Annotated in this window: 15 protein-coding genes; 6 read left to right on the top strand and 9 right to left on the bottom strand. The window is 45.0% G+C overall.

Features of this window, described 5'->3' with window-relative positions; translation table 11 throughout:
- Positions 1-47: 47 nt before the first annotated feature.
- Positions 48-1142: a serine protease gene (locus R2X38_RS00980; protein ID WP_317520131.1), complete on the bottom strand. Its 1095-nt coding sequence runs from the start codon at positions 1140-1142 to the stop codon at positions 48-50.
- A 322-nt stretch (positions 1143-1464) separates the two neighbouring features.
- On the opposite strand from R2X38_RS00980, the gene R2X38_RS00975 reads away from it, so the two are divergent.
- The gene (locus R2X38_RS00975; protein WP_317520129.1) at positions 1465-2289 is read left to right on the top strand and encodes a DUF5718 family protein; all 825 of its coding nucleotides are present in this window, start codon (positions 1465-1467) and stop codon (positions 2287-2289) included.
- Positions 2290-2385: 96 nt separating this feature from the next.
- Here the strand turns inward: R2X38_RS00975 and R2X38_RS00970 are convergent, their stop codons facing one another.
- Entirely contained in the window at positions 2386-3378 is a 993-nt protein-coding gene (locus tag R2X38_RS00970; protein ID WP_317520128.1) for a lipid A deacylase LpxR family protein, read from the bottom strand.
- Between the two features lie 217 nt (positions 3379-3595).
- Between R2X38_RS00970 and R2X38_RS00965 the strand changes: the two genes are divergently transcribed.
- A complete protein-coding gene (locus tag R2X38_RS00965) occupies positions 3596-4447 on the top strand; it encodes a sulfurtransferase (RefSeq protein ID WP_317520127.1) in 852 nt (283 codons plus the stop codon).
- A 62-nt stretch (positions 4448-4509) separates the two neighbouring features.
- Here the strand turns inward: R2X38_RS00965 and R2X38_RS00960 are convergent, their stop codons facing one another.
- A complete protein-coding gene (locus R2X38_RS00960; protein ID WP_317520126.1) occupies positions 4510-5328 on the bottom strand; it encodes a phosphate ABC transporter substrate-binding protein in 819 nt (272 codons plus the stop codon).
- 105 nt (positions 5329-5433) lie between these two features.
- Positions 5434-6303, bottom strand: a complete 870-nt coding sequence (locus R2X38_RS00955) for a GGDEF domain-containing protein (protein WP_317520125.1) — start codon at positions 6301-6303, stop codon at positions 5434-5436.
- 523 nt (positions 6304-6826) lie between these two features.
- Here R2X38_RS00955 and R2X38_RS00950 point away from each other — a divergent pair.
- Positions 6827-8482 carry an ATPase RavA domain-containing protein gene (locus R2X38_RS00950; RefSeq protein WP_317520124.1) on the top strand — a complete coding sequence of 552 codons (1656 nt, stop codon included), beginning with the start codon at positions 6827-6829 and terminating at the stop codon, positions 8480-8482.
- Positions 8483-8496: 14 nt separating this feature from the next.
- The gene (gene viaA, locus R2X38_RS00945; protein WP_317520123.1) at positions 8497-9945 is read left to right on the top strand and encodes an ATPase RavA stimulator ViaA; all 1449 of its coding nucleotides are present in this window, start codon (positions 8497-8499) and stop codon (positions 9943-9945) included.
- Positions 9946-10043: 98 nt separating this feature from the next.
- Here viaA and R2X38_RS00940 read toward each other — a convergent pair whose 3' ends face one another.
- Positions 10044-11138, bottom strand: a complete 1095-nt coding sequence (locus tag R2X38_RS00940) for a substrate-binding periplasmic protein (RefSeq protein ID WP_317520122.1) — start codon at positions 11136-11138, stop codon at positions 10044-10046.
- Positions 11139-11425: 287 nt separating this feature from the next.
- Between R2X38_RS00940 and R2X38_RS00935 the strand changes: the two genes are divergently transcribed.
- Both R2X38_RS00935 and R2X38_RS00930 read left to right on the top strand, forming a co-directional pair.
- Positions 11426-12823 carry a nodulation protein NfeD gene (locus tag R2X38_RS00935; protein WP_317520121.1) on the top strand — a complete coding sequence of 466 codons (1398 nt, stop codon included), beginning with the start codon at positions 11426-11428 and terminating at the stop codon, positions 12821-12823.
- A gap of 42 nt (positions 12824-12865) precedes the next feature.
- On the top strand, positions 12866-13639 hold the full coding sequence (locus R2X38_RS00930; RefSeq protein WP_317520120.1) for a slipin family protein: 774 nt from the start codon (positions 12866-12868) through the stop codon (positions 13637-13639).
- A gap of 76 nt (positions 13640-13715) precedes the next feature.
- On the opposite strand, the gene pelG is transcribed toward R2X38_RS00930, so the two are convergent.
- From pelG to R2X38_RS00910, 4 genes are read right to left on the bottom strand one after another with little or no spacing between them, the layout of a single operon-like run.
- Positions 13716-15089 carry an exopolysaccharide Pel transporter PelG gene (gene pelG, locus R2X38_RS00925; RefSeq protein ID WP_317520119.1) on the bottom strand — a complete coding sequence of 458 codons (1374 nt, stop codon included), beginning with the start codon at positions 15087-15089 and terminating at the stop codon, positions 13716-13718.
- Positions 15070-16614 (bottom strand): GT4 family glycosyltransferase PelF, encoded by a 1545-nt coding sequence (pelF, locus tag R2X38_RS00920; protein WP_317520118.1) that lies wholly within the window; start codon positions 16612-16614, stop codon positions 15070-15072. Before pelF ends, pelG begins: the two co-directional genes overlap by 20 nt.
- On the bottom strand, positions 16611-17579 hold the full coding sequence (locus R2X38_RS00915; protein WP_317520117.1) for a hypothetical protein: 969 nt from the start codon (positions 17577-17579) through the stop codon (positions 16611-16613). Before R2X38_RS00915 ends, pelF begins: the two co-directional genes overlap by 4 nt.
- Positions 17542-18888, bottom strand: coding sequence for a PelD GGDEF domain-containing protein (locus tag R2X38_RS00910; RefSeq protein WP_317520115.1), 1347 nt, complete (start codon positions 18886-18888; stop codon positions 17542-17544). The genes R2X38_RS00915 and R2X38_RS00910 overlap by 38 nt, the downstream gene beginning before the upstream one ends.
- Between the last annotated feature and the right edge of the window lie 13 nt (positions 18889-18901).

Here is an 18901-nt window from a genome sequence, read left to right as displayed (position 1 = left end):
AAAACTGGGAGCTTTTTTATACGAGTTGGAAAAGAGACAGTTTGAAATTACAGATATTTACGGCGAAGTAAGGCTAGGCCCGCTAAGCCAAGTAACCCGGATAGAGGTAAGCTACCACCGCCTGAACCGCCGGAACTGGAACCTTTTCTGCTTTGTGGGTCGCTGACTTTAGTAAATGGATCGATGTTGAAAGTAGGCGTGCTTTGTGAACCCAAGTCCAAGCCTGTTATTACTTGAATCCAGTCATAATAAGTGGCGAGCTCAGTGTATAGCCCATTTTGCTGGGAATTAGGGTTGCCCGCTTCTTTTTCATGACAGTATGGACCATTACTTGTCACACCGATGACGCGAAGACCAAAATCGCTATCATTCACTTTGGCAGGATCTTGCCATACCAATGGGCCGCCTGAGTCACCGCGGCATACATCTTTTTTAATGTCTGGCGTGTTGCTGTCGGCACAGACAAAATGAGAACGGCTGCTAAGCGGGTATTCGCCGTAATCGCATTCGCTCATAGGGATACCACCTAGCTTGACGACCATCAGCTCATCCGGTTGATTGAAATCAGGTTCCATGTACCCCCAACCAGACGCAATCAGGTTCGCCTTGGAATAACCGCTGGCGTTCCAGGTGTTAGCGAATTGGTCATTAGCAGTCTGTTGCTCTTCCTGAGTTGCAATTTTGATTGGCGTAGCCACTTCAAGCATAGAGCGATCTACTTTCAACAAAGCTATATCGTGGTCTAAATCATAGTAACCGTTGTAGCCGAAATGTGTGGTTTTTTCTGTGATAGTGAACTTATAGTTTGCATCAATATCATCGGCAGTATGCGCCTTGTTTTTGATTACATTCGTTCCTACTATCAATGTGTTACTCATTTCAGGAATAATACAGTGCGCTGCCGTTACGGCCCAAAACTCGCTAATTACGACGGCACCACAGCCTGATGTAATATATGTTCCATCATCGAGTTGTGGCTCTGTGAGGAAAGCGGCTTGCCATGGCAATAGTAGGTTATCAGCTAACTTGCTGGCTTCCTCGCCATTAAGTATCTTGGTGATGATCTCTGGTTCTTCGGCAAAAGTTGGTGTGGTGAATACAACAGCCAGGGCTAGCGCAACCGGGGTGAATTGACTCTTCATAAGTTCCTTTTATTCTTATTTATAGTGATAGTCATTGAATGACTCTATCTAAAGTAATGGTGAAATGATTGTTCAATGAGCTTCCAATAAGTTAATGAACATTGTTTTTATTGGCGTATGGTAATCACTTTACGCTGTTATTCCAATCAAAAAATTGCTTTGTGTGATATTGGTCTTTGATTTCATTCTCTCGTTCAATTGGTTGGGTCTAAAAAGTAGAATATTGATCTAATGCAAACCCTTGTCATCTACTGTTCGTGATCAATGATGTAGCACGTTATACTGCAGTCTGATATTGAGTAATAACAAAGAGTTGCAGTTTATGACTTACAAGCACGTTATTGGTTTCGGGGTGGCGGGTAATTTTGCTGGTCACCTAGAGCAAGCTGGTGAAGACAAAGATTTTTTAGCGGTTGAAGTTAAAGAAGCGGTTCAGCCAAAAGCTATTTTTCCATTTTATGTCCCATCAGACAAAGCTGGGTTCCTATCGACTTACCCGTTATCTTCTGATGCCATCATTCCACCTAATGATGCTGATAATCTGCAAATTGAACCTGAAGTCGCGCTGATTTGTGATATCGAATATCAGGACAATAAAGTTGTTGCGATCAAGCCTCAGGCTTTTGCTGCCTATAATGACTGCTCAATCCGCAAACCTAATGCGAAGAAGATCAGCGAGAAGAAAAATTGGGGACCGAATACCAAAGGGATTTCATCTCAAGTAATTTCGGTAGATAACCTAAGTGAGGGTGGCAAACTAGATAACTTCCGTATCGCGAGCTTCCACAAACGAGGCGAAACGATTACGCGTTACGGTGAAGATAGCCCTGTTGTGGGTTACAGCTACTTTCATGAAAAACTGTTGAACTGGATTGTTGATCGTATGAATCACCAACAAGATGTGGGTCCGACGGAAAACATTGCAGACTTTCTTGCTGCAGCGGAATATCCTTCACAGGCAGTCATCAGTATTGGTGCGACACGTTATACGGAGTTTGGCGAGACCACTTTCTTGAAGTCGGGTGATGTCAGCATGGTTGTTGTCTATGACGGGACGGTCTATAGCCCTGAAGATATCGCAGCGATGGCGGAAACCCAGACTTTCAAAGAGCAGGGCATCTCTGCTCTGGTGCAATCTGTTGCTTAGATTGTTAATCATCGATTAACAAGAAAAAGCACTGTAAAAACAGTGCTTTTTCACTATATAAGTTACAGGGTGACGAATAGGGGCGATGCTTGCTGACTAGAGTCGCCAGAATACTTCTAAAGAGCCGTTTGAGTTTGAACGATGTTTGGCTTCTTTAAATTCGGCAGTATTAGTTGCAAAACTTAGGCTAAGGCCCCATTTGGGCTGATAGTAAACCCCGCCGATGACGGCTGTTGCCTGCCAGTGATCAACTTTGGTATTGGGTACTTCACTAGGGCGATCTCCATCGATGGTTATATCGTTGAAACGATAACGACCTTCAATGCCGGTGAACAGGAAGTAGCCGGATGAGCTGGAGGATAACACACCGATATCAACGAAATTGCCAGGAGAGAAACCTGTTGTTCCAAAATTACCCGCCAGGTCTTTACCCCAGCGAGCCACACCCCCAACGGCTAATTCACTTTGGTAGTTACCGACGTTTATTCGGCCTACGCCACTTAAATCGTAATCATCGAGCCAATAAGCCTGTTTGCGCGTAAGTAGTCGGTGGCCTTGATAGCCGAGGTTGAAGACTAGCGAATTTTCAATCTGGTAATCCCAGCCCATTGGCTCATCTGAGCCCACGATATCATGAATGAATTTCTGGCCTTGCTCTGCGAATGAGTTAGGACCAACAACACCTAGCATCAAGCTAAACTTGTCGACAAAAGTTGGCGAGTATTGATATGCGCTGGTTTCTATAAACAATAGGCCTGCGTAAGGGCGCTCATTATCGGGTGGTTCAACCGACTCAATGTCTTCCGGTGTCCACATTTGTTGACCGAGAGTTAAGCTCCAGCCTTGTTTAGTACCATCTTCAAATGGCAAGTAGCGACTTAACTGACGGATAGGTGTTGGGGCTGATTCTGCTAGGTCTGACGTGTAGGGAGAATTGTATTCAAGGAAAACACCATTAGTGTAATTTTGGTCGGTACCAACTATCCCATCATTGTCCATGGAAAAGGAAAAGCTGCCTGAGTTATATGCCCAAGCATTGGGAGCGAGGGCAGAAAGGCAAGCGAAAAAAACAGGTGAAAATTGTTTCATTGATAATCCTTTGGTACAACAACAGGAAGACTATACAAAGTGGATGTGAACAGCGCATGTTTTAGTTTTTGTATAAAACGCTACATGCCAGTGGGCGCTTTATGTATGCGTTCATCCAATGATTAACTTATGATATCGAAAGGAAGAGATTTTTCGCTAGCGATTTTAAATATTAAGCGTAAATCTTTGTGAATAAGAAACTAGTTAAGGATTATTAATGTTAGCGCTCAAAATTTCATCGCCACTTGTCTCCGTTTCATGGTTGGAGCAAAACTTACTCAATCCGCAGTTGGTTGTTCTTGATGCGTCATGGTTCTTACCCGGCTCAGAAAGAAATGGAAGAAGTGAGTGGCAGCAAAAACGTATTGCTGGTGCGCGTTTCTTTGATTTCGATAAAAAAGTTGCCCATCCCGATGCTTCTTTTCCTCACATGCTACCTGAGGCTGAACACTTTTCCCGAGAGGTGGAAGCGCTTGGGATCTCAAATCATACCAAGATTGTGGTCTACGATAGCCAAGGGATTTTTTCTGCCCCGAGAGTGTGGTGGATGTTCCGAGCAATGGGACATGATCAAGTCGCGGTTTTGGATGGAGGCTTACCTGCATGGGAGCTTAAAGGCCATGCGCTAGAAAGCGGTGAGCCACAGCCTTTTGAGCCAGGGAATTTTAAATCTGTATACCAAGAACACTGGGTTATTGACGGCGATACTTTGGTACAAAGCCTCAACAAGCCCAGTATTCAAGTGCTTGATGCCCGGGCGGCTGCACGTTTTTATGGTACGCAACCTGAGCCAAGACAAGGGGTAAGGAGTGGACATATGCCAAGTGCTAAGAGTTTACCTTTTGGACAACTGCTCCAGGGCGGGCACTTCTTGCCCAGCGAACAATTACAGCAGCGTTTTGATGCAGTGAGTGATAATGATCAACAGTTAATCTTTAGCTGCGGCTCCGGGGTGACGGCTTGTATTCTTGCTTTAGCAGCTGAGCTGGCAGGGCGAAAGCAATTAACTGTATATGATGGTTCTTGGACGGAGTGGGGCTCAACCTATAAATACCCAGTTGTCCAATAGAAGAAAAAGGCACAGTTTCTATGAACTGTGCCTGATGCCTGAAAATTTGACGATTACAAAGATTAATCCAGAACAGATACGTAGCCACGTTGCTCAATCAAATTCTGGCCGGATGCAGAAGTGACATAATCAACAAACGCCTTTGCGCTGTCTTTGATTTTTCTTTCTTTATACAGCATCAAGAAAGGTCGGGAAATCTGATATTTACCAGACTCTAGGTTATCTAGCGTTGGAGAAACGCCTTCAAAATCTAGCGCTTTGATAGAGTTATCAACCGACCCCAATGATACATAACCAAGGGCATGTTTATTGCGTGAGACCAGGCTTTTTACCGTGCCATTGGTGTTAACAACGAGTACCTGTGGGTTGATGTCAGATACCGTCTGGCCATCGATTTGCTGTGTAAGCCCCATAAAGTCTTCAAAGGAAAACCGTGAACCGGAGGCGTTTTCGCGGCTGACTACCGCAATTTTCAAGTCCGGGCCGCCTACTTCTTTCCAGTTGGTGATTTCACCGTGATAGATCTTTTCAACTTGCTCTTTGGTCAAGTTAGCTACCGGGTTATCTTTGTGGACGACCAGTGCGATACCATCATGGGCGATCGTCACTGTAACAATGTCAGGGTTGATTTCCTCGGTTTTCAGATAACGAGAACTCATACCCAAGTCAGCGACATTTTGTTTTACAGCAGTGATGCCTGCCGATGAGCCAATACCTTGAACTTCGATATGGGTATCTTTCTGTTCATTGCTATAAGTTTCTGCAAGCACTTCAACGATGTGGCTGGCTGAGGTCGAGCCTGTCACCGTAACAGTCTCATTGGCATGTACTGAAAAAGCCAAACTGGTCAGCAGGGCGCAAAGCGTGGTTCTGGTAAGCATTTCAATCTCCAAATAACACCAGAAAAGGTTGGCGCTCATCTTATTACGGCTTTATGACACTAATGTGAAAAATGGGCATGTTAATAGAGTGCATCAACGACTTAATTAGACGTAAGTTGCTCGTTTACCTTGTTTTTCTTGATACATGGCTCGGTCAGCCTTAGCCAGAATAGAATCTGGATCACTGAGGTTGCCCGGGTAGTAGGGGGATAGGCCAACACTGATATCAATACTAAATTGTTGTCGAGTGGAGGCCGACGCATCGTAAAGGCTGTTTATCCAAGCCTGGCATAGCTCGGGGTTATCTGAAGGCAGCAACACCACGAACTCATCACCGCCGATACGATAAATATGGCTGCCCTTAGGCACAGTTTCATTGAGATAGTTAGCTATTTGAATGAGAAGCTCATCGCCACATTGATGGTTGAAGTTGTCGTTGACTTGCTTGAAGTTATCCAAGTCAATATATGCAAGCATGCCTCGTTGTACATTGATAGCCATTTCGTCGAAACGGCGAAATAGGGCACGGCGATTGTTAAGTCCAGTAAGATGATCTTCCAATGCCAGTCGACTGAGGTTTTTTTCTAATTTTTGAGAGACTTCAATTTGATGATGAAGTTTTGAAATCAAAGTGCGGTGAATATCGAGCATTTTGATAAAGCAAAAACAGATTAAAAATACGCCTATATGGAGGAATATATCGTCACTGGTATCAATTAACCAGTGATCATTAAATTCGGGAATTTCATCAAGAAGATCGGCTGTTACCCCAATGGCATACGTACCAAGGGCTAGCTTCATCCACCCCCTCATCCCGGGATCCATGTCTTCACGAAGTAACATGATGATAAGAACCAAAGTTAGAATCGAAACGACGATATCAAGCTTGCCGCTTGAAGGGACAAGAGCGGATAACAGTATCCCGAGGCATACAATGATGGTCATACGGGTTGGTAATTTAGAGAGCGTGCTCATGATGGGTAATTCATTAGCTATATCGTGCAGTAGATCTTATCTTTGCAAAGACAGTACATAGCCACAAAAGGTTTTCCGTATGGAGAATGAAAGTTTAGTTCAGGTCAGCTCTTCTACTGCATAGAAGTATTGCTTGAGTTGTTTTTGACCCCTTTACTGGCCGTGTGTGCCTGTTACTGAATCTGTTTAATATACCAAACGTGTAACCGGTGCTAGAAAGAAATAATTACTCACCTTGCATTAAATTACCTGTGAATATTGTGGAGAAAAGAGGTGCAAATACACGTTGTTTGCATTTCTATGCGTTTTGTCATGTTTTTTCCTTATAACTACACCTTATTGTGTTAAGCCTGTCCCATTTATGAAAACAAAGATTGAGCTCTGGTGGCGGGTTGAACTCTTTGATATATAAATACTGTAACAAAGTATTTCAATTTACAATATTGTAACATTTGCTGGTTTGTGTCTATCCTCATAATAAGTACGAAAGTACAGGGATATGACAACTTGAGAGGTCGGAAATATGCTGACAATGGCGAAAAGAGCGCAGCCAAATAAAGCGCTAGTTTCTGAAAGGATTCAGAAATTAATTAAAGCGTTATCTAATGGCGTCTATGAGCGAGAAGAAACAATTAAATTGTGCCTTCTTGCTGCGCTTGCTGGTGAGAGCGTGTTTTTACTTGGGCCTCCTGGCATTGCAAAAAGTTTAATCGCAAAGCGCTTGATTCAAGCTTTCGACAACAGCCAGTTTTTTGATTACTTGATGACCCGTTTCTCCACTCCTGAAGAGGTGTTTGGTCCACTTTCTATTCAGGAACTCAAAGATAACGGCAAATACGTACGCTTAGTGGATGGCTACCTACCAACCGCGCAAGTCGTTTTCCTTGATGAAATTTGGAAAGCGGGCCCGGCAATTCTAAACACACTACTTACCGTGGTCAATGAGCGTACATTCAAAAACGGTCAAGACGTACTACCTGTGCCAATGCGCCTGCTAGTTACCGCCTCCAACGAGCTGCCTGAAGAAGATAGTGGCTTAGAGGCATTGTACGACAGGATGTTGGTAAGGGTGTTTGTTAACCGTATTCAGGAAAAACAAAACTTTAAAGCCATGCTAATGGGAGAGGGCCCTTCTATTCAGGAACTCGAACCTGGCTTAGCGATCACTGATGAAGAATACGACGATTGGCAGGCCCATATTGAAGATATCAAATTATCTGAGGATATCTTCGAGAAAATTTATCAATTGAAGACCATGATTGAGCAGCGGGCTGAAGGTGTTGAACACATTGACGAGCATGAAAGTGAGCTCTACATCTCTGACCGACGTTGGAAAAAATCAGTTAGGCTGTTAAAAGCGAGTGCTTTCTATAATGGGCGTGATGCCATCAACCCGCTAGATTTGTTGCTGTTACAAGACTGTATGTGGCATAGCCCAGAGTCTCGTAATGTGATCAGAAATATTGTCAGTGACTTTGCAATAGAAAAAGCATTCAATCAGGAATCGGCGCAGATCAGTGCGACTGATGCACAAACCATTATTGATGATGTAAATTCAGAAGTTGCGAGTGAATTGGCGGTCACCTTAAGTCGTGAAACCATGATGCGTAAGGAGTGGTTCAAATGCGATTTGAGCGGTGCGAAGCGTTATACCGTCAATCACAATTCGCGCATGATTAAGCTTGTTATGCTGCAACAAAATCCATCTGTCTCCGAGCAGGAAAAAGGTGATGGCCGCTGGGTGTATGTTGACGGTGACGATTTTGAGAAAAAAATCAAGACAGGCCAGTGCGACATTTATGGGTTTGTGAACAAGAATGCTCACCTGTGTCGGCTTCAGTTTGAAGTGGATGCTCAGCAACGATTGGTGATCAAAGATATTGCCAACCGCTCTGTGCTGGTGGGTATAGCCGGAGAGGGGGGGATTTCACAGGCGCAACAGGCCCACTGGGTGGCGATGGCAGAGAAAGCATCCTCCAAAGTACTAGATGCTGAGCACAGCCTGAAAATGTCCCGCAGTAGTTTCCACGGCGCATTGCCTCATAACTTTATCGACCCCCAATTACCTGAGCGGATTGAGCAGAGTTTATCGCAAGCAACGGATTCAGTGCATGACCTGAAAATAACGGTTGATAAAAATGTATTCCGTATCAGTCATTTGACTGAATACTTTGCCTAGCGGGAGAGCCAGTTATGCCGGTTTCTGAAGGGTTAAACTTGGCGATGATGCTAGCTGAATCGGGCATCATCGACAATGCAGTGCATGAATTGATGATGCAGCAGAAGTTGATTATTGCCGCAGAGTCAAACCCCGGTATTAAGTCTGCAATGAAAACGCAGATCATGAAATGGCGGGGACAGGTGCAACAACGTATCACCAATGTCAGTGTTGAGGAGCGTTTCCAGCAAGAGATTGAGCTTTATCAGCAAACTTGCCAATGGGATACAGAAGCATTCTTGGATCACGTCGATGAGGTCGTGAAGCAGCTAGAAGGGCATTCGTCTTTCTTTTTTAAAGCTAAGACACTGCTCGAGCGGGAACATCAAAAACACAACCCGATGTTCCAGAGCTATTTTTGTAGCCAGTGGCATAAGTATCTGACGTTGGCATTAACTGAAGCTCAGCAAATTGAGCTTGAACAACACAAAGAGAAGCTGTTAGCGGACTTATACCAACGCATTGAAACCATGCAACACATGGAGTCAGTGACCGAAGCCGGAGATGAGAAGAAAGCCGGTCGCTTATGGGATATGGCTCAAGCCAAGCTGACCAAAACCGATGTCAGTACGCTTAAGTCAATGGCCCAATTTCTGAAAAAAAATAGTGGCCTGAAAGAAATTGCTGAAAAACTTGGGCGCATGGCCAATGAGGTGGACGATCCGAACAAAGAGCGGGTGCGCTCTGAAGACTTAAAAATGGTCGAGGAGCAAAGTGATAACGTTACGGACGATATCGTGGGCATTCATGAAAGCGATGATCTTTCCAAGCTGCTGCCTAATGAGGCCATGTTCCTCGCTTATCCGGAGCTGGAGGTTGTCTTTTACAAACACCTTGTCGACAAGCGCTTGCTAAATTACAAGGTACGGGGTACCCAGCGAAAGTTGCGGCGCGTGAAAGCCTACAAACGACAGACTAAACAGGTTGAGCAGGAAAAGGGCCCGTTCATTGTTTGTATTGACGCTTCGGGGTCGATGAATGGTTTCCCTGAGCAGTGTGCCAAGGCCTTAGCGTATGGCTTGACGCAAATTGCACTCGCAGAAGACAGGGATTGCTATGTCATTATGTTTTCAACACAGCAAATCACCTATGAGCTGACCAAGCAGGATGGATTGAGCGAAGTGCTTAACTTCCTGTCTTATTCATTTCATGGCGGCACGGATTTAGGTCCCGTGCTGGATCAATCTATAGAATTGATGTTGAGTGAGAAGTATCAAAATGCCGATTTGATTGTGCTCTCGGACTTTATTGCGCCGTCTCAACCCGATGAAATGATGAAGCGAATTGCAAAATTGAAGGAAAATAGAAATCGATTCCATGCCGTGAATTTGTCGAAATACGGCAACCCAGAGTTAATGACGGTATTTGACCATTGCTGGTCGTACCACCCCTCTAAACTAGGCCGGTTATTCCAGTGGCGATAAGCGATTATCAAGTGATGCCACATGACCTGAATCTCTAGATAGAAATACTACATATACTTAGTTGTCTTGGCTTTGGCGCTCATCTGAGCGCCCTTTTTTTATTTTTCGGCAAAGTACTGATTGAGTGTCTGGCGCCATTCCGGGCTATGACGCACTTTCAACAGGGCTCGGTTTAGCTGTTCTCTGTACGGGCTATCATTTTCTAACACCAAGCCGTAGTTCTGTTTTTCAAATTGATAGGGTAAAACCGAAAGACTTTCGTATTTTCCTATTTCTTTTGCCTTTTTGATGAGGTATTTGAGCACGGCATCATCTGCGACTATCGCGTCTACCTCATTGTTGTTCAGTGCTTCGAGGAGGTCATTGGTCGATTCATAACTGCGATGAACAATGCTGTGATTGGTCAAAAATAGAGATGAGGTGGATTTCTCCTTGGCCCCAACAGACAGGTTGGCTAAGTCATTCGGCCCTCGAATGTCACTACTTAGCAGCCCAAGGGTAAAGGTACTGGCTAATATCGCGGTAATGCTAGCGATAAAAAAAGTAGTAAAAATGGCCAGAAATACCGTCAGTACCCGACCTGTCAGTGTCCTGAATTCGAAATAATTGAATGGCCCCTTGGTGATGAACAGCAGGCCCAATAAAAAGCCTTCTAACATTTGTGCCCTGTTTGAACGCATGGAGTAAAGCTTGTCATTGACCTTGTGCTCCAGCAGATAGTAAATGCCGCCTACAATTGCTGCTGCAATAAATGCGATGCCTAACACGAGCCATAGCTTTGTATTGGTGAATATATTCTTGATTGATGACAAATAGCCTTGCTGCTTGACGGCGATAGCGAGATGGGTTTCGTAAAAGGAGTGGGAAAAATCGAGGATTTCCTCACGCTCCGGGGTTATGGAAATACATGACACCCCGATATTGAGCTTTTGGGTGCTGACCTGCTCTAACAGTTCGCCTAATTCATGATGGCTGATTTCATAATTGACGCCGAGCTCTGCGGCAATCTGTTGCCAGAGGTAGATGCTCAACCCCGATGGCGCGTTAGTGCCATTTTCTATGACGAAAGGAGGGCAATGATAAGTGCCTACCTGCACGGTGTGTTCATTGGCGGCACACACCGTGGCGGACGTTGCCAGGAGGCAAGCTAGAAAAGCAAAGAGGCAGAGAATAGGGTGATGTACAGCTCTCATTGGGTAACCTTACTCGATAAGAAGACTCCGGTGTAGCCATGGGTATAAGTATAAACATCATGAAACTTTCACAAGCCTGTCATTCAAACCTTCTAGCCCAAAGATGGGAATGTCGCGCCTTCTGTCAACAAAGCTTGCCAAGTTAAGGCTTTAAATAGACGAAGAGGCATAGTCAATGAAGTCAATGAGCTATGCTTATTAACAAATTGGTTATTACCTGAGTTGCATCAATGGCTATTTGAAAGTGCTCGTATAACGGGCGGAATCGGCCATATATAGGGGGGTGTATGAGAGTGTTGGCTGTATTCGCTGCATTTTGCATCTGGTGTTTTAGTCTGCCGGCGTTATCTCAAAATGTTTGGGTGATAGAAATTTCGGGTGGAATAGGACCAGCAACCAGTGACTATGTGTCGAGAGAAATTGAGCAAGCGCACAAAGAGCAAGCCAGTTTTATTGTCTTGAAAGTCGATACCCCGGGAGGGTTAGATACCTCAATGCGCGATATCATTCGAGCTATCACCACATCACCTTTACCCGTTGCGACTTGGGTCGGACCTGCCGGTGCCCGAGCTGCCAGTGCCGGCACTTATATCCTACTGGCCAGCCACGTTGCGGCCATGGCGCCCGGAACCAACCTTGGTGCGGCGACACCCGTTTCCCTGACCGCACCAGGCGGGAATGATCCAGATGACTCTGGAGGCAATCCATTTGCACCCAAGAAAGATAAAGAATCCGAAGCTGGCAAAGACACAGACGAGCAAGCCGATAATGCCGAAGATAGTGACAAGGTCAGCGCTAAAACAGCCATGGAAAAAAAGGTCATCAATGATGCCCGCGCATACATCCGAGGGTTGGCCAAGCTCCACGGTCGCAACGAGGAGTGGGCTGAAACCGCGGTCACCGAAGCGGCAAGTATCGATGCGGAACAGGCTCTCGAGCTAAATGTCATTGACTTTCTTGCTTCAGACTTAGATGGCCTTATCAGCCAGTCTAACGGCCGAACCGTGATTATCAACGGGCTAGAAGCAACAATAGAGCTTTCAGATGTTGCTTATGTCGAGCGAGAACAAGATTGGCGATTCAAGTTACTGTCTGTCATTACCAACCCCAATGTCGCCTATATCCTGATGCTCATTGGTATTTACGGCCTGTTGCTTGAATTCTATAACCCAGGTGTTGGCTTGCCTGGGGTGCTGGGTGGTATTTGCTTATTGCTGGCGATGTACTCGTTGCAGATGCTTCCTGTGAGCTACGCAGGGTTAGGGTTACTGCTTCTCGGAATTGCACTGATGATTGCGGAGGCCTTCAGTCCTAGCTTTGGCATACTCGGCTTGGGAGGTATAGTTGCTTTTGCACTAGGGTCGGTGATGTTGATGGACACTGAAACGCCGGGCTATCAAATAGCGATTCCCTTAATCGTAGGCCTGACCGTTGTCTCGGCCTTGTTTACTTTTGTTATCCTTAGTTTGTTGCTTAAAACACGGCGTAAACCTGTGACCACTGGTATGGAAGCTTTGCTAGGGCAGGAAGCTGTTGTGGTTAGCGGGTTTCCCGGAAGCGGACGAGTGCTGGTGGAAGGGGAAATTTGGCAGGCTAATTGTGATGCTCCTCTCAATAAAGGTGACAGGGTTATTGTGGTGCAAATCCACGGCCTGTGTTTGGAAGTAAACCGAAGAACGCAATAAATCTAACGTGCTTGGCATAACCTTTTAATAAGGATCAATCCTATGATCACATACTCATTAGCGACGATAATAGTTCTGGTATTCGTGCTTATTGTTAGCATGTTCAAAGTACTGCGAGAGTACGAGCGTGCGGTTGTCTTTTTACTGGGGCGTTTCTACCAGGTAAAGGGGCCAGGTCTGATCATTATCATCCCAATTATCCAACAAATGGTGCGTGTTGATTTGCGAACCATTGTTTTGGATGTACCTACGCAAGATTTGATCACCCGCGATAACGTCTCGGTGAAAGTTAACGCGGTCGTGTATTTTCGAGTAGTTGATCCCAAGATGGCAATCAACAACGTGGAAAACTATCTCGAAGCCACCAGCCAATTATCGCAAACCACGTTGCGTTCGGTATTGGGCCAGCATGAACTCGATGAACTGCTATCTGCCCGCGACGAACTGAACAAAGATCTGCAAGGGATCTTAGATCAACATACTGACAACTGGGGGATCAAAGTGGCTAATGTCGAGATCAAGCATGTTGATCTGGATGACAGTATGGTTCGTGCTCTTGCCCGCCAAGCAGAGGCTGAGCGTTCACGTCGGGCTAAAGTGATCCATGCCACTGGGGAGCTTGAGGCTTCAGCTAAATTGCGAGAAGCGGCAGAAGTGCTGAACCAGTCGCCCAATGCGGTGCAATTACGCTACATGCAAACTCTCACCGAAATATCGAATGACAGGACGACGACTATCGTCTTCCCCATGCCAATAGATTTAGTCGAGAAGTTCACTGATGTCATGGCATCGGTGAAGCCTAAAGACGAAAAGTAATTGCTGTAATCTGGTCTTGAGGTTTCTGGATCTAATTGCCCCTCACCATTGAATCAATGATGAGGGGCGATGTACGTTACGAGCGCTGAAGCATGAAGGTTTGATATTCTAAATCATCAAATTGTCTATCTAGCATGATAAGGCCTGTGATGGTTGTCACCAGCATAGTGACAGCAAAACCGTAACCGTAGAATGTTGGTCCTATGTCGATACTGATATAGGCCAAAACAAGGTTTCCAACCGCCATCAATAACGTCAAGAACAGGGCGGAATAGCGCTTGTCGAGATAATACATGACGTTAAGGATGGCCATGACCAACACTTGCAGACTGACGCCGACCAAGTCGACATAGAGTAAATGTAAGTAGGCAAGGTCAATGTTCAGAAAATTTAGGATATCTTCTGCCCAAAGAATCAATAGCGCCAATGTTAGCCCCTGAACTTTGAAAATTTCATAGATACTTTGCTGACAAGCAAGCACCATTTTATCCTTAAGCAGATAAATAGAATCTAGTGTTGCGCCTTCACGGACAGCGTCATAAAACTTTAGACAAGCATCGGCAAAATCGGTTTCCATTCTCAGCATAAATACCGCCATGCCTGGCACAATAGCCAAGTAAGCAATAAAGATGGGTAGATCATAGATAAAAGATGCTCTGAAAACATCGATAACCTGGTGCGAGGTTTCATCTCGAAACCAAAACACAAACTTATCTAGCCATACACCAAGATTGTAGAGAAAACCACATAAAATAAGTGAGAAAAAGGTCTTTTTGAAGTTTAAAAACTCAAACGAGATTAATTGGTTAGCGGGGAAATCACGAATAACATGATATAGAAAAGCAAAGGTTAAAATGGCCTGACAGAAGCAGAAAATCAACAGTAATCCGAGTAAACCGAAAGGTGGTAAGAAAATGCTCATAAGCACCATCAAGCCGTAACAGAACATCATGGTGAAAAAAATCCGGTAGTACTCTTTCATACCACTGAGGAAGATGATGATTAGCCATTGATTACAGAGCAGAATAAATGACGTGAAAATAGTCAATTTTTCTACGGGAGCAATGGTGTCACAGATTGCGAGAACGGCCCCACCAAATGCTGCAGCAATCATGGTTGTGACCAACATAGAGCCCAATAAGTTAGGGACTATACGATGATCCTGCTCAGCAAATAATAAGTCAGAGATAAATCGGGTAAGCAGTAGTTGAAACAGGCCACTGATAATTAATGAGCCAGCCATCATGTAGGTGACAATGACCAGAAATTGCACGATAACATAGGTGGGAAAGACCACCCCAACACTGATAATACCAATGGTCAGCAAGGCCAGAATTGATAGCACCCAAGGTCCGGAACTTATCAAGCCTGCAAGTCCATATGCTTCCAGCATAGATAACAGTGAGTTTTTCTTTAGAATTTTCCTTAATTCAAATCCGATGCCGGCCACTGATTGCCTCCTTGTATAAACTACGGTAAGCACCGTACATCATGGGTTCGTCGTAGTAACGTTTGACCCTAATACGGCCTATATCACCCGCTTCAAGCCACCTTTCCTTATTGCTCAGTACCTTAACAATGGCTTGTGCGCCTTCTACAGGACTTGCGATGGGAATGATTTCACCTGCTGAGCCTATTTCTGCATCTTCGCCGGCTGCACCGTCTATGATTTCGCGACATGCGCCAACTTCAGTTGCAATGCAGGGAATACCGGCGGCCATGGCCTCGAGTAACACTAATGGCTGAGCTTCACTGATGGAGGTTAGCATCATGACTCCGAGCTCAGGCATAATTTCCGCTACGTTCTTGCTACCAAGCATTTTTACGTTATCTTTCAGGCCTAAGCTTTCAATCAGTAGCTCACACTCTCTCACGTAATCCCGGTCTTCTTCTGTTGGCCCGATTATCCAACCTTGCAGTGTAGGAAGGGTTTCTATCGCACCGCGTATCGTACGGATGAAGGTTTTTATGTCTTTGATGGGAACGACCCGGCCTACCAATCCAACGACCATCGGTGGATTATTAGGCCGTCTTTGATAGGCTTCTTCGAAGCGCTGGGTATTAATGCCATTTACAATAACGCGAGTTTTATCTGTCGGTGCGCCATCGGTATGCTGGCGTTGTCGGTTTCCCTCAAACAAAGCGACTATGTGGTCGGCCTGGTGGTAAGCTGATAAGCCTAGCTGTTCGAAGAACTGAATCCAGGTCTTGCGGGTTGTATCCATTCCTTTATGCATGGAAATATCAATGACACTGTGGTTGTCTTTGATCCATGTGGCCTGCGACAAATCGATTTTTCTCTCTTTGGTGTAGATGCCGTGCTCGGTCAAAATAAAAGGAGTTTGGGTTTTCTCTCGGCTAATGGCGCCTAAAAATCCTGCGTAGCCAGTAGACACACTGTGAAATAGCTTTGCCTTAGGGAGGTTTTGCGACACTTTTGATAACACGAATAGGGGTTGGTAAATATTTCGGTAAGTCCAAAAGTAATCGACAAAAGATTGCCTTGGGGCTGATTTCAAATATCTTTCTGTGAGTACTTTCCATGAGGCTCGACTGTACAGAAAATCAGAGAGTGTTAGCTTGCCATTTGTATCGAGAAATTCTGAAACCTCGGCTAGTAGATCACCGGGGATTGGCTCTCCTTTCTTTTCAAAGTAAGAGAGGAAACGACTCCATATATTAAACAGCTTACTTTTCCCTGAGCGCGCTGACGGTTTTATATGGCCTTGATTAGATAATAAATAATGGACCTCGAAGCCAACGACGTTTTTGGGCATTTCATATGCAGGTTGGTCATAAAAGTCAGGGTGTCCACCTAGAAAAATTAAGTGGAACCGGTATTCAGGTAATCCACAGATGATCTGGTGGACCCAGCTTGATACACCTCCGCGTACATATGGGTAAGTCCCTTCTAGCAGTAGGCAAACATCGACGTCATTGTCGACAGCCTTGGTATTGTGCTTGAGCCATGTCATCCCCAGTACTCCTTAATTTGGCTGAGCTTGTTTCCTTGCTGCTCTGGGAAATAGTTTATGTACTCTTTTGCTGATTTATAATCGCCCGCTATGTAAGCGGCTTCAGCCAGATAAGGTGCAACCTGTTTTAAAAGCAGCCCTCCATCCATAGCTGCTTCAAGAGCCGGCAGGGCATCAACAGGACGTTTCTGCTCGAGCATGACTCGCCCCAGAAGTAAATTGGCTGATGCGGTTATCTTGATACTGATTGATTTGTTGAGGTAGTTTTCAGCTTGCTCTAAATAGTGGCTGCGTAAAATGCCTTCAGCAATGCCTAGGTAACAAAGCTCCCAGTATTGCTGAGCTATATCGAAGGCTTTTGCTGCTGAAGGGTTATACTCAAATTGCTTATTTAATAGCGATATAGACTCATTGATTTGTGTTTCGATGTTTTCCAAAGAAGCGTAAGCGAGTAATCGAACATCGTCAGTCAAATCTTTCAGTGCCAGTTGTAGCAGGGGGACGGCATGTTGACGAGGTAACTGCCTGATAGCGCTGACGGCCATTAGTCGACGTTCAGGGTCTTGGTTGTGCAGAAGAATTTCCCGCAGAGCACCTGAACCAAATTGTGTGCCAATGACTTCACCAGGGCTTTGCGGAAGTTCGCTTTTCTCACATACCTGCCAGGTGATGTTGGATTTTTGCCTCGGCAAGTAGAGTGCAATCAATAATGAGCAACTCGTCCCAATCATTCCGACAACAGGCAAAAGGTAGTTAAAGACAAACAGGAAAGCAAAAGAGCTGGTAACTGGTATTTTGTATTTTCTGGGTAACACGAGCCAGCAGAGTCCTGAAAAACTCAAACATGACAAAGCATGAACTGTGGCAAATGCTAGCCACATGTCTGGTGTCATTGGTTGGGTAATGATGATGTATAAACCAGAGCACTCAAAGGCTATGGTCTGAAGAAATAACCATGTCTTCATCGTATGCTCCAAGCTCATCCATTAGCTTTCTGATTTCAGTTCTATTTGCTGACATAGAAAGCGGACCAATAATGTCAATGTCGTTAATATCCTCACCGAGTTGGGCTTTGAGTAACTCTTGTAACCTGACGATATATTGCTGGGCGTCGTAGGCTGTGGTCAGTGGTAATAATACTGCAAGTGCAGGATTGCCTTTTTTCGTCCGGCATGACCAATAAACATCGGCACCTCGGCGATAACTAATTGAGTTATCGAGCTCTTGGTGGTGTCTTCCGGAACTGTCGACACAGACGACTACCGAGCTGTCAGCGCCATAGTGACGTTTGTTGTAACTGGCTCGCTTGAGGTAATTGATAAATAAGTCATTTTGGTGTGGCTGCAAAATAGGCGTAATGATTTCATCACTGAGCAGATCTGCGGCGTAGTTGGCGACAAGGGAAAGTAATGCCACGTTCGCAGGGGTGAGCATAAAGAATTTTGCATTTTCAGCAATGATAGCGGCTTGAAGCGTTCCGCGAGTATCCATTAAAGGAATACAAAGTTGATAACGGGACTGATGTACTTGATTGACTTCGAGCTTGGCGGGCGACAATAGTTTTTTGGTGGCTAACATATCCTGCAGCATGGCGTCGTTTTCGATTAAATGGTGTTGATCTCCGAGAGTGGCTGCCGCTTTTGTGTCAATTTTTCCGTCGGTAATTTTATAGATACCTGCGACCTCAAGCCCACCGATGTCGGCCATGAGATGAAGGTAGGGGGGCCCTAGGTACTCCAATCGGTGTTCAGCATGTTTAGCTGCGATTTTGTGTAATGCACTGATACTGGCCCGGAGGCTGACGGTTTGACCTGCAGTACGCTGTTCTAGCTGATCATGGGACACTTTTAGTAAGTGGTAGTTTTGGGTGAAACTATCGAGCTTTTGTGCCATGTATTGATGATCAAGAATGTGTTTTTTATTGATGTTGTGCCAATAGTCGTGAAATTCTCCCGCGATCATCGCCACCAAAATCGTTCCAACAGCGAGTGATAGTGGGTAATAATCCAACATACCCGACGCATTCATAATGGTTGCGAGTCCAGCAGTGGTGAACAATGCGCAAATAAAACCTTTAGCAAAGCCGTAACGCAACGCAATAAGCAGTGGGCCAAAGAGCGGCCAGAAAAAATTATGTTCGGTGGATGTCGGGGCAAAAGAATCTGATTCGACCCATACATAAATAGAGATAATCGCTATGATAAGGGTTTCGAGCCACACATAGCGACTTCTAGAAAAACCGAGAAAAGCTCTATTTTTGGTTTTCTTATCCATATAAAACAACCAT

The sequence above is a fragment of the Photobacterium rosenbergii genome (genome assembly GCF_033022775.1).
GTDB classification, from domain to species: Bacteria; Pseudomonadota; Gammaproteobacteria; order Enterobacterales; family Vibrionaceae; genus Photobacterium; species Photobacterium rosenbergii_A.
This window is presented reverse-complemented; position numbering and strand designations above follow the sequence as displayed.

Coding starts and splice junctions, on each gene's coding strand:
- R2X38_RS00980 (WP_317520131.1), bottom strand. CDS start 1,142: ATGAAGAGTCAATTCACCCCGGTTGCGCTAGCCCTGGCTGTTGTATTC.
- R2X38_RS00975 (WP_317520129.1), top strand. CDS start 1,465: ATGACTTACAAGCACGTTATTGGTTTCGGGGTGGCGGGTAATTTTGCT.
- R2X38_RS00970 (WP_317520128.1), bottom strand. CDS start 3,378: ATGAAACAATTTTCACCTGTTTTTTTCGCTTGCCTTTCTGCCCTCGCT.
- R2X38_RS00965 (WP_317520127.1), top strand. CDS start 3,596: ATGTTAGCGCTCAAAATTTCATCGCCACTTGTCTCCGTTTCATGGTTG.
- R2X38_RS00960 (WP_317520126.1), bottom strand. CDS start 5,328: ATGCTTACCAGAACCACGCTTTGCGCCCTGCTGACCAGTTTGGCTTTT.
- R2X38_RS00955 (WP_317520125.1), bottom strand. CDS start 6,303: ATGAGCACGCTCTCTAAATTACCAACCCGTATGACCATCATTGTATGC.
- R2X38_RS00950 (WP_317520124.1), top strand. CDS start 6,827: ATGCTGACAATGGCGAAAAGAGCGCAGCCAAATAAAGCGCTAGTTTCT.
- viaA (WP_317520123.1), top strand. CDS start 8,497: ATGCCGGTTTCTGAAGGGTTAAACTTGGCGATGATGCTAGCTGAATCG.
- R2X38_RS00940 (WP_317520122.1), bottom strand. CDS start 11,138: ATGAGAGCTGTACATCACCCTATTCTCTGCCTCTTTGCTTTTCTAGCT.
- R2X38_RS00935 (WP_317520121.1), top strand. CDS start 11,426: ATGAGAGTGTTGGCTGTATTCGCTGCATTTTGCATCTGGTGTTTTAGT.
- R2X38_RS00930 (WP_317520120.1), top strand. CDS start 12,866: ATGATCACATACTCATTAGCGACGATAATAGTTCTGGTATTCGTGCTT.
- pelF (WP_317520118.1), bottom strand. CDS start 16,614: ATGACATGGCTCAAGCACAATACCAAGGCTGTCGACAATGACGTCGAT.
- R2X38_RS00915 (WP_317520117.1), bottom strand. CDS start 17,579: ATGAAGACATGGTTATTTCTTCAGACCATAGCCTTTGAGTGCTCTGGT.
- R2X38_RS00910 (WP_317520115.1), bottom strand. CDS start 18,888: ATGGATAAGAAAACCAAAAATAGAGCTTTTCTCGGTTTTTCTAGAAGT.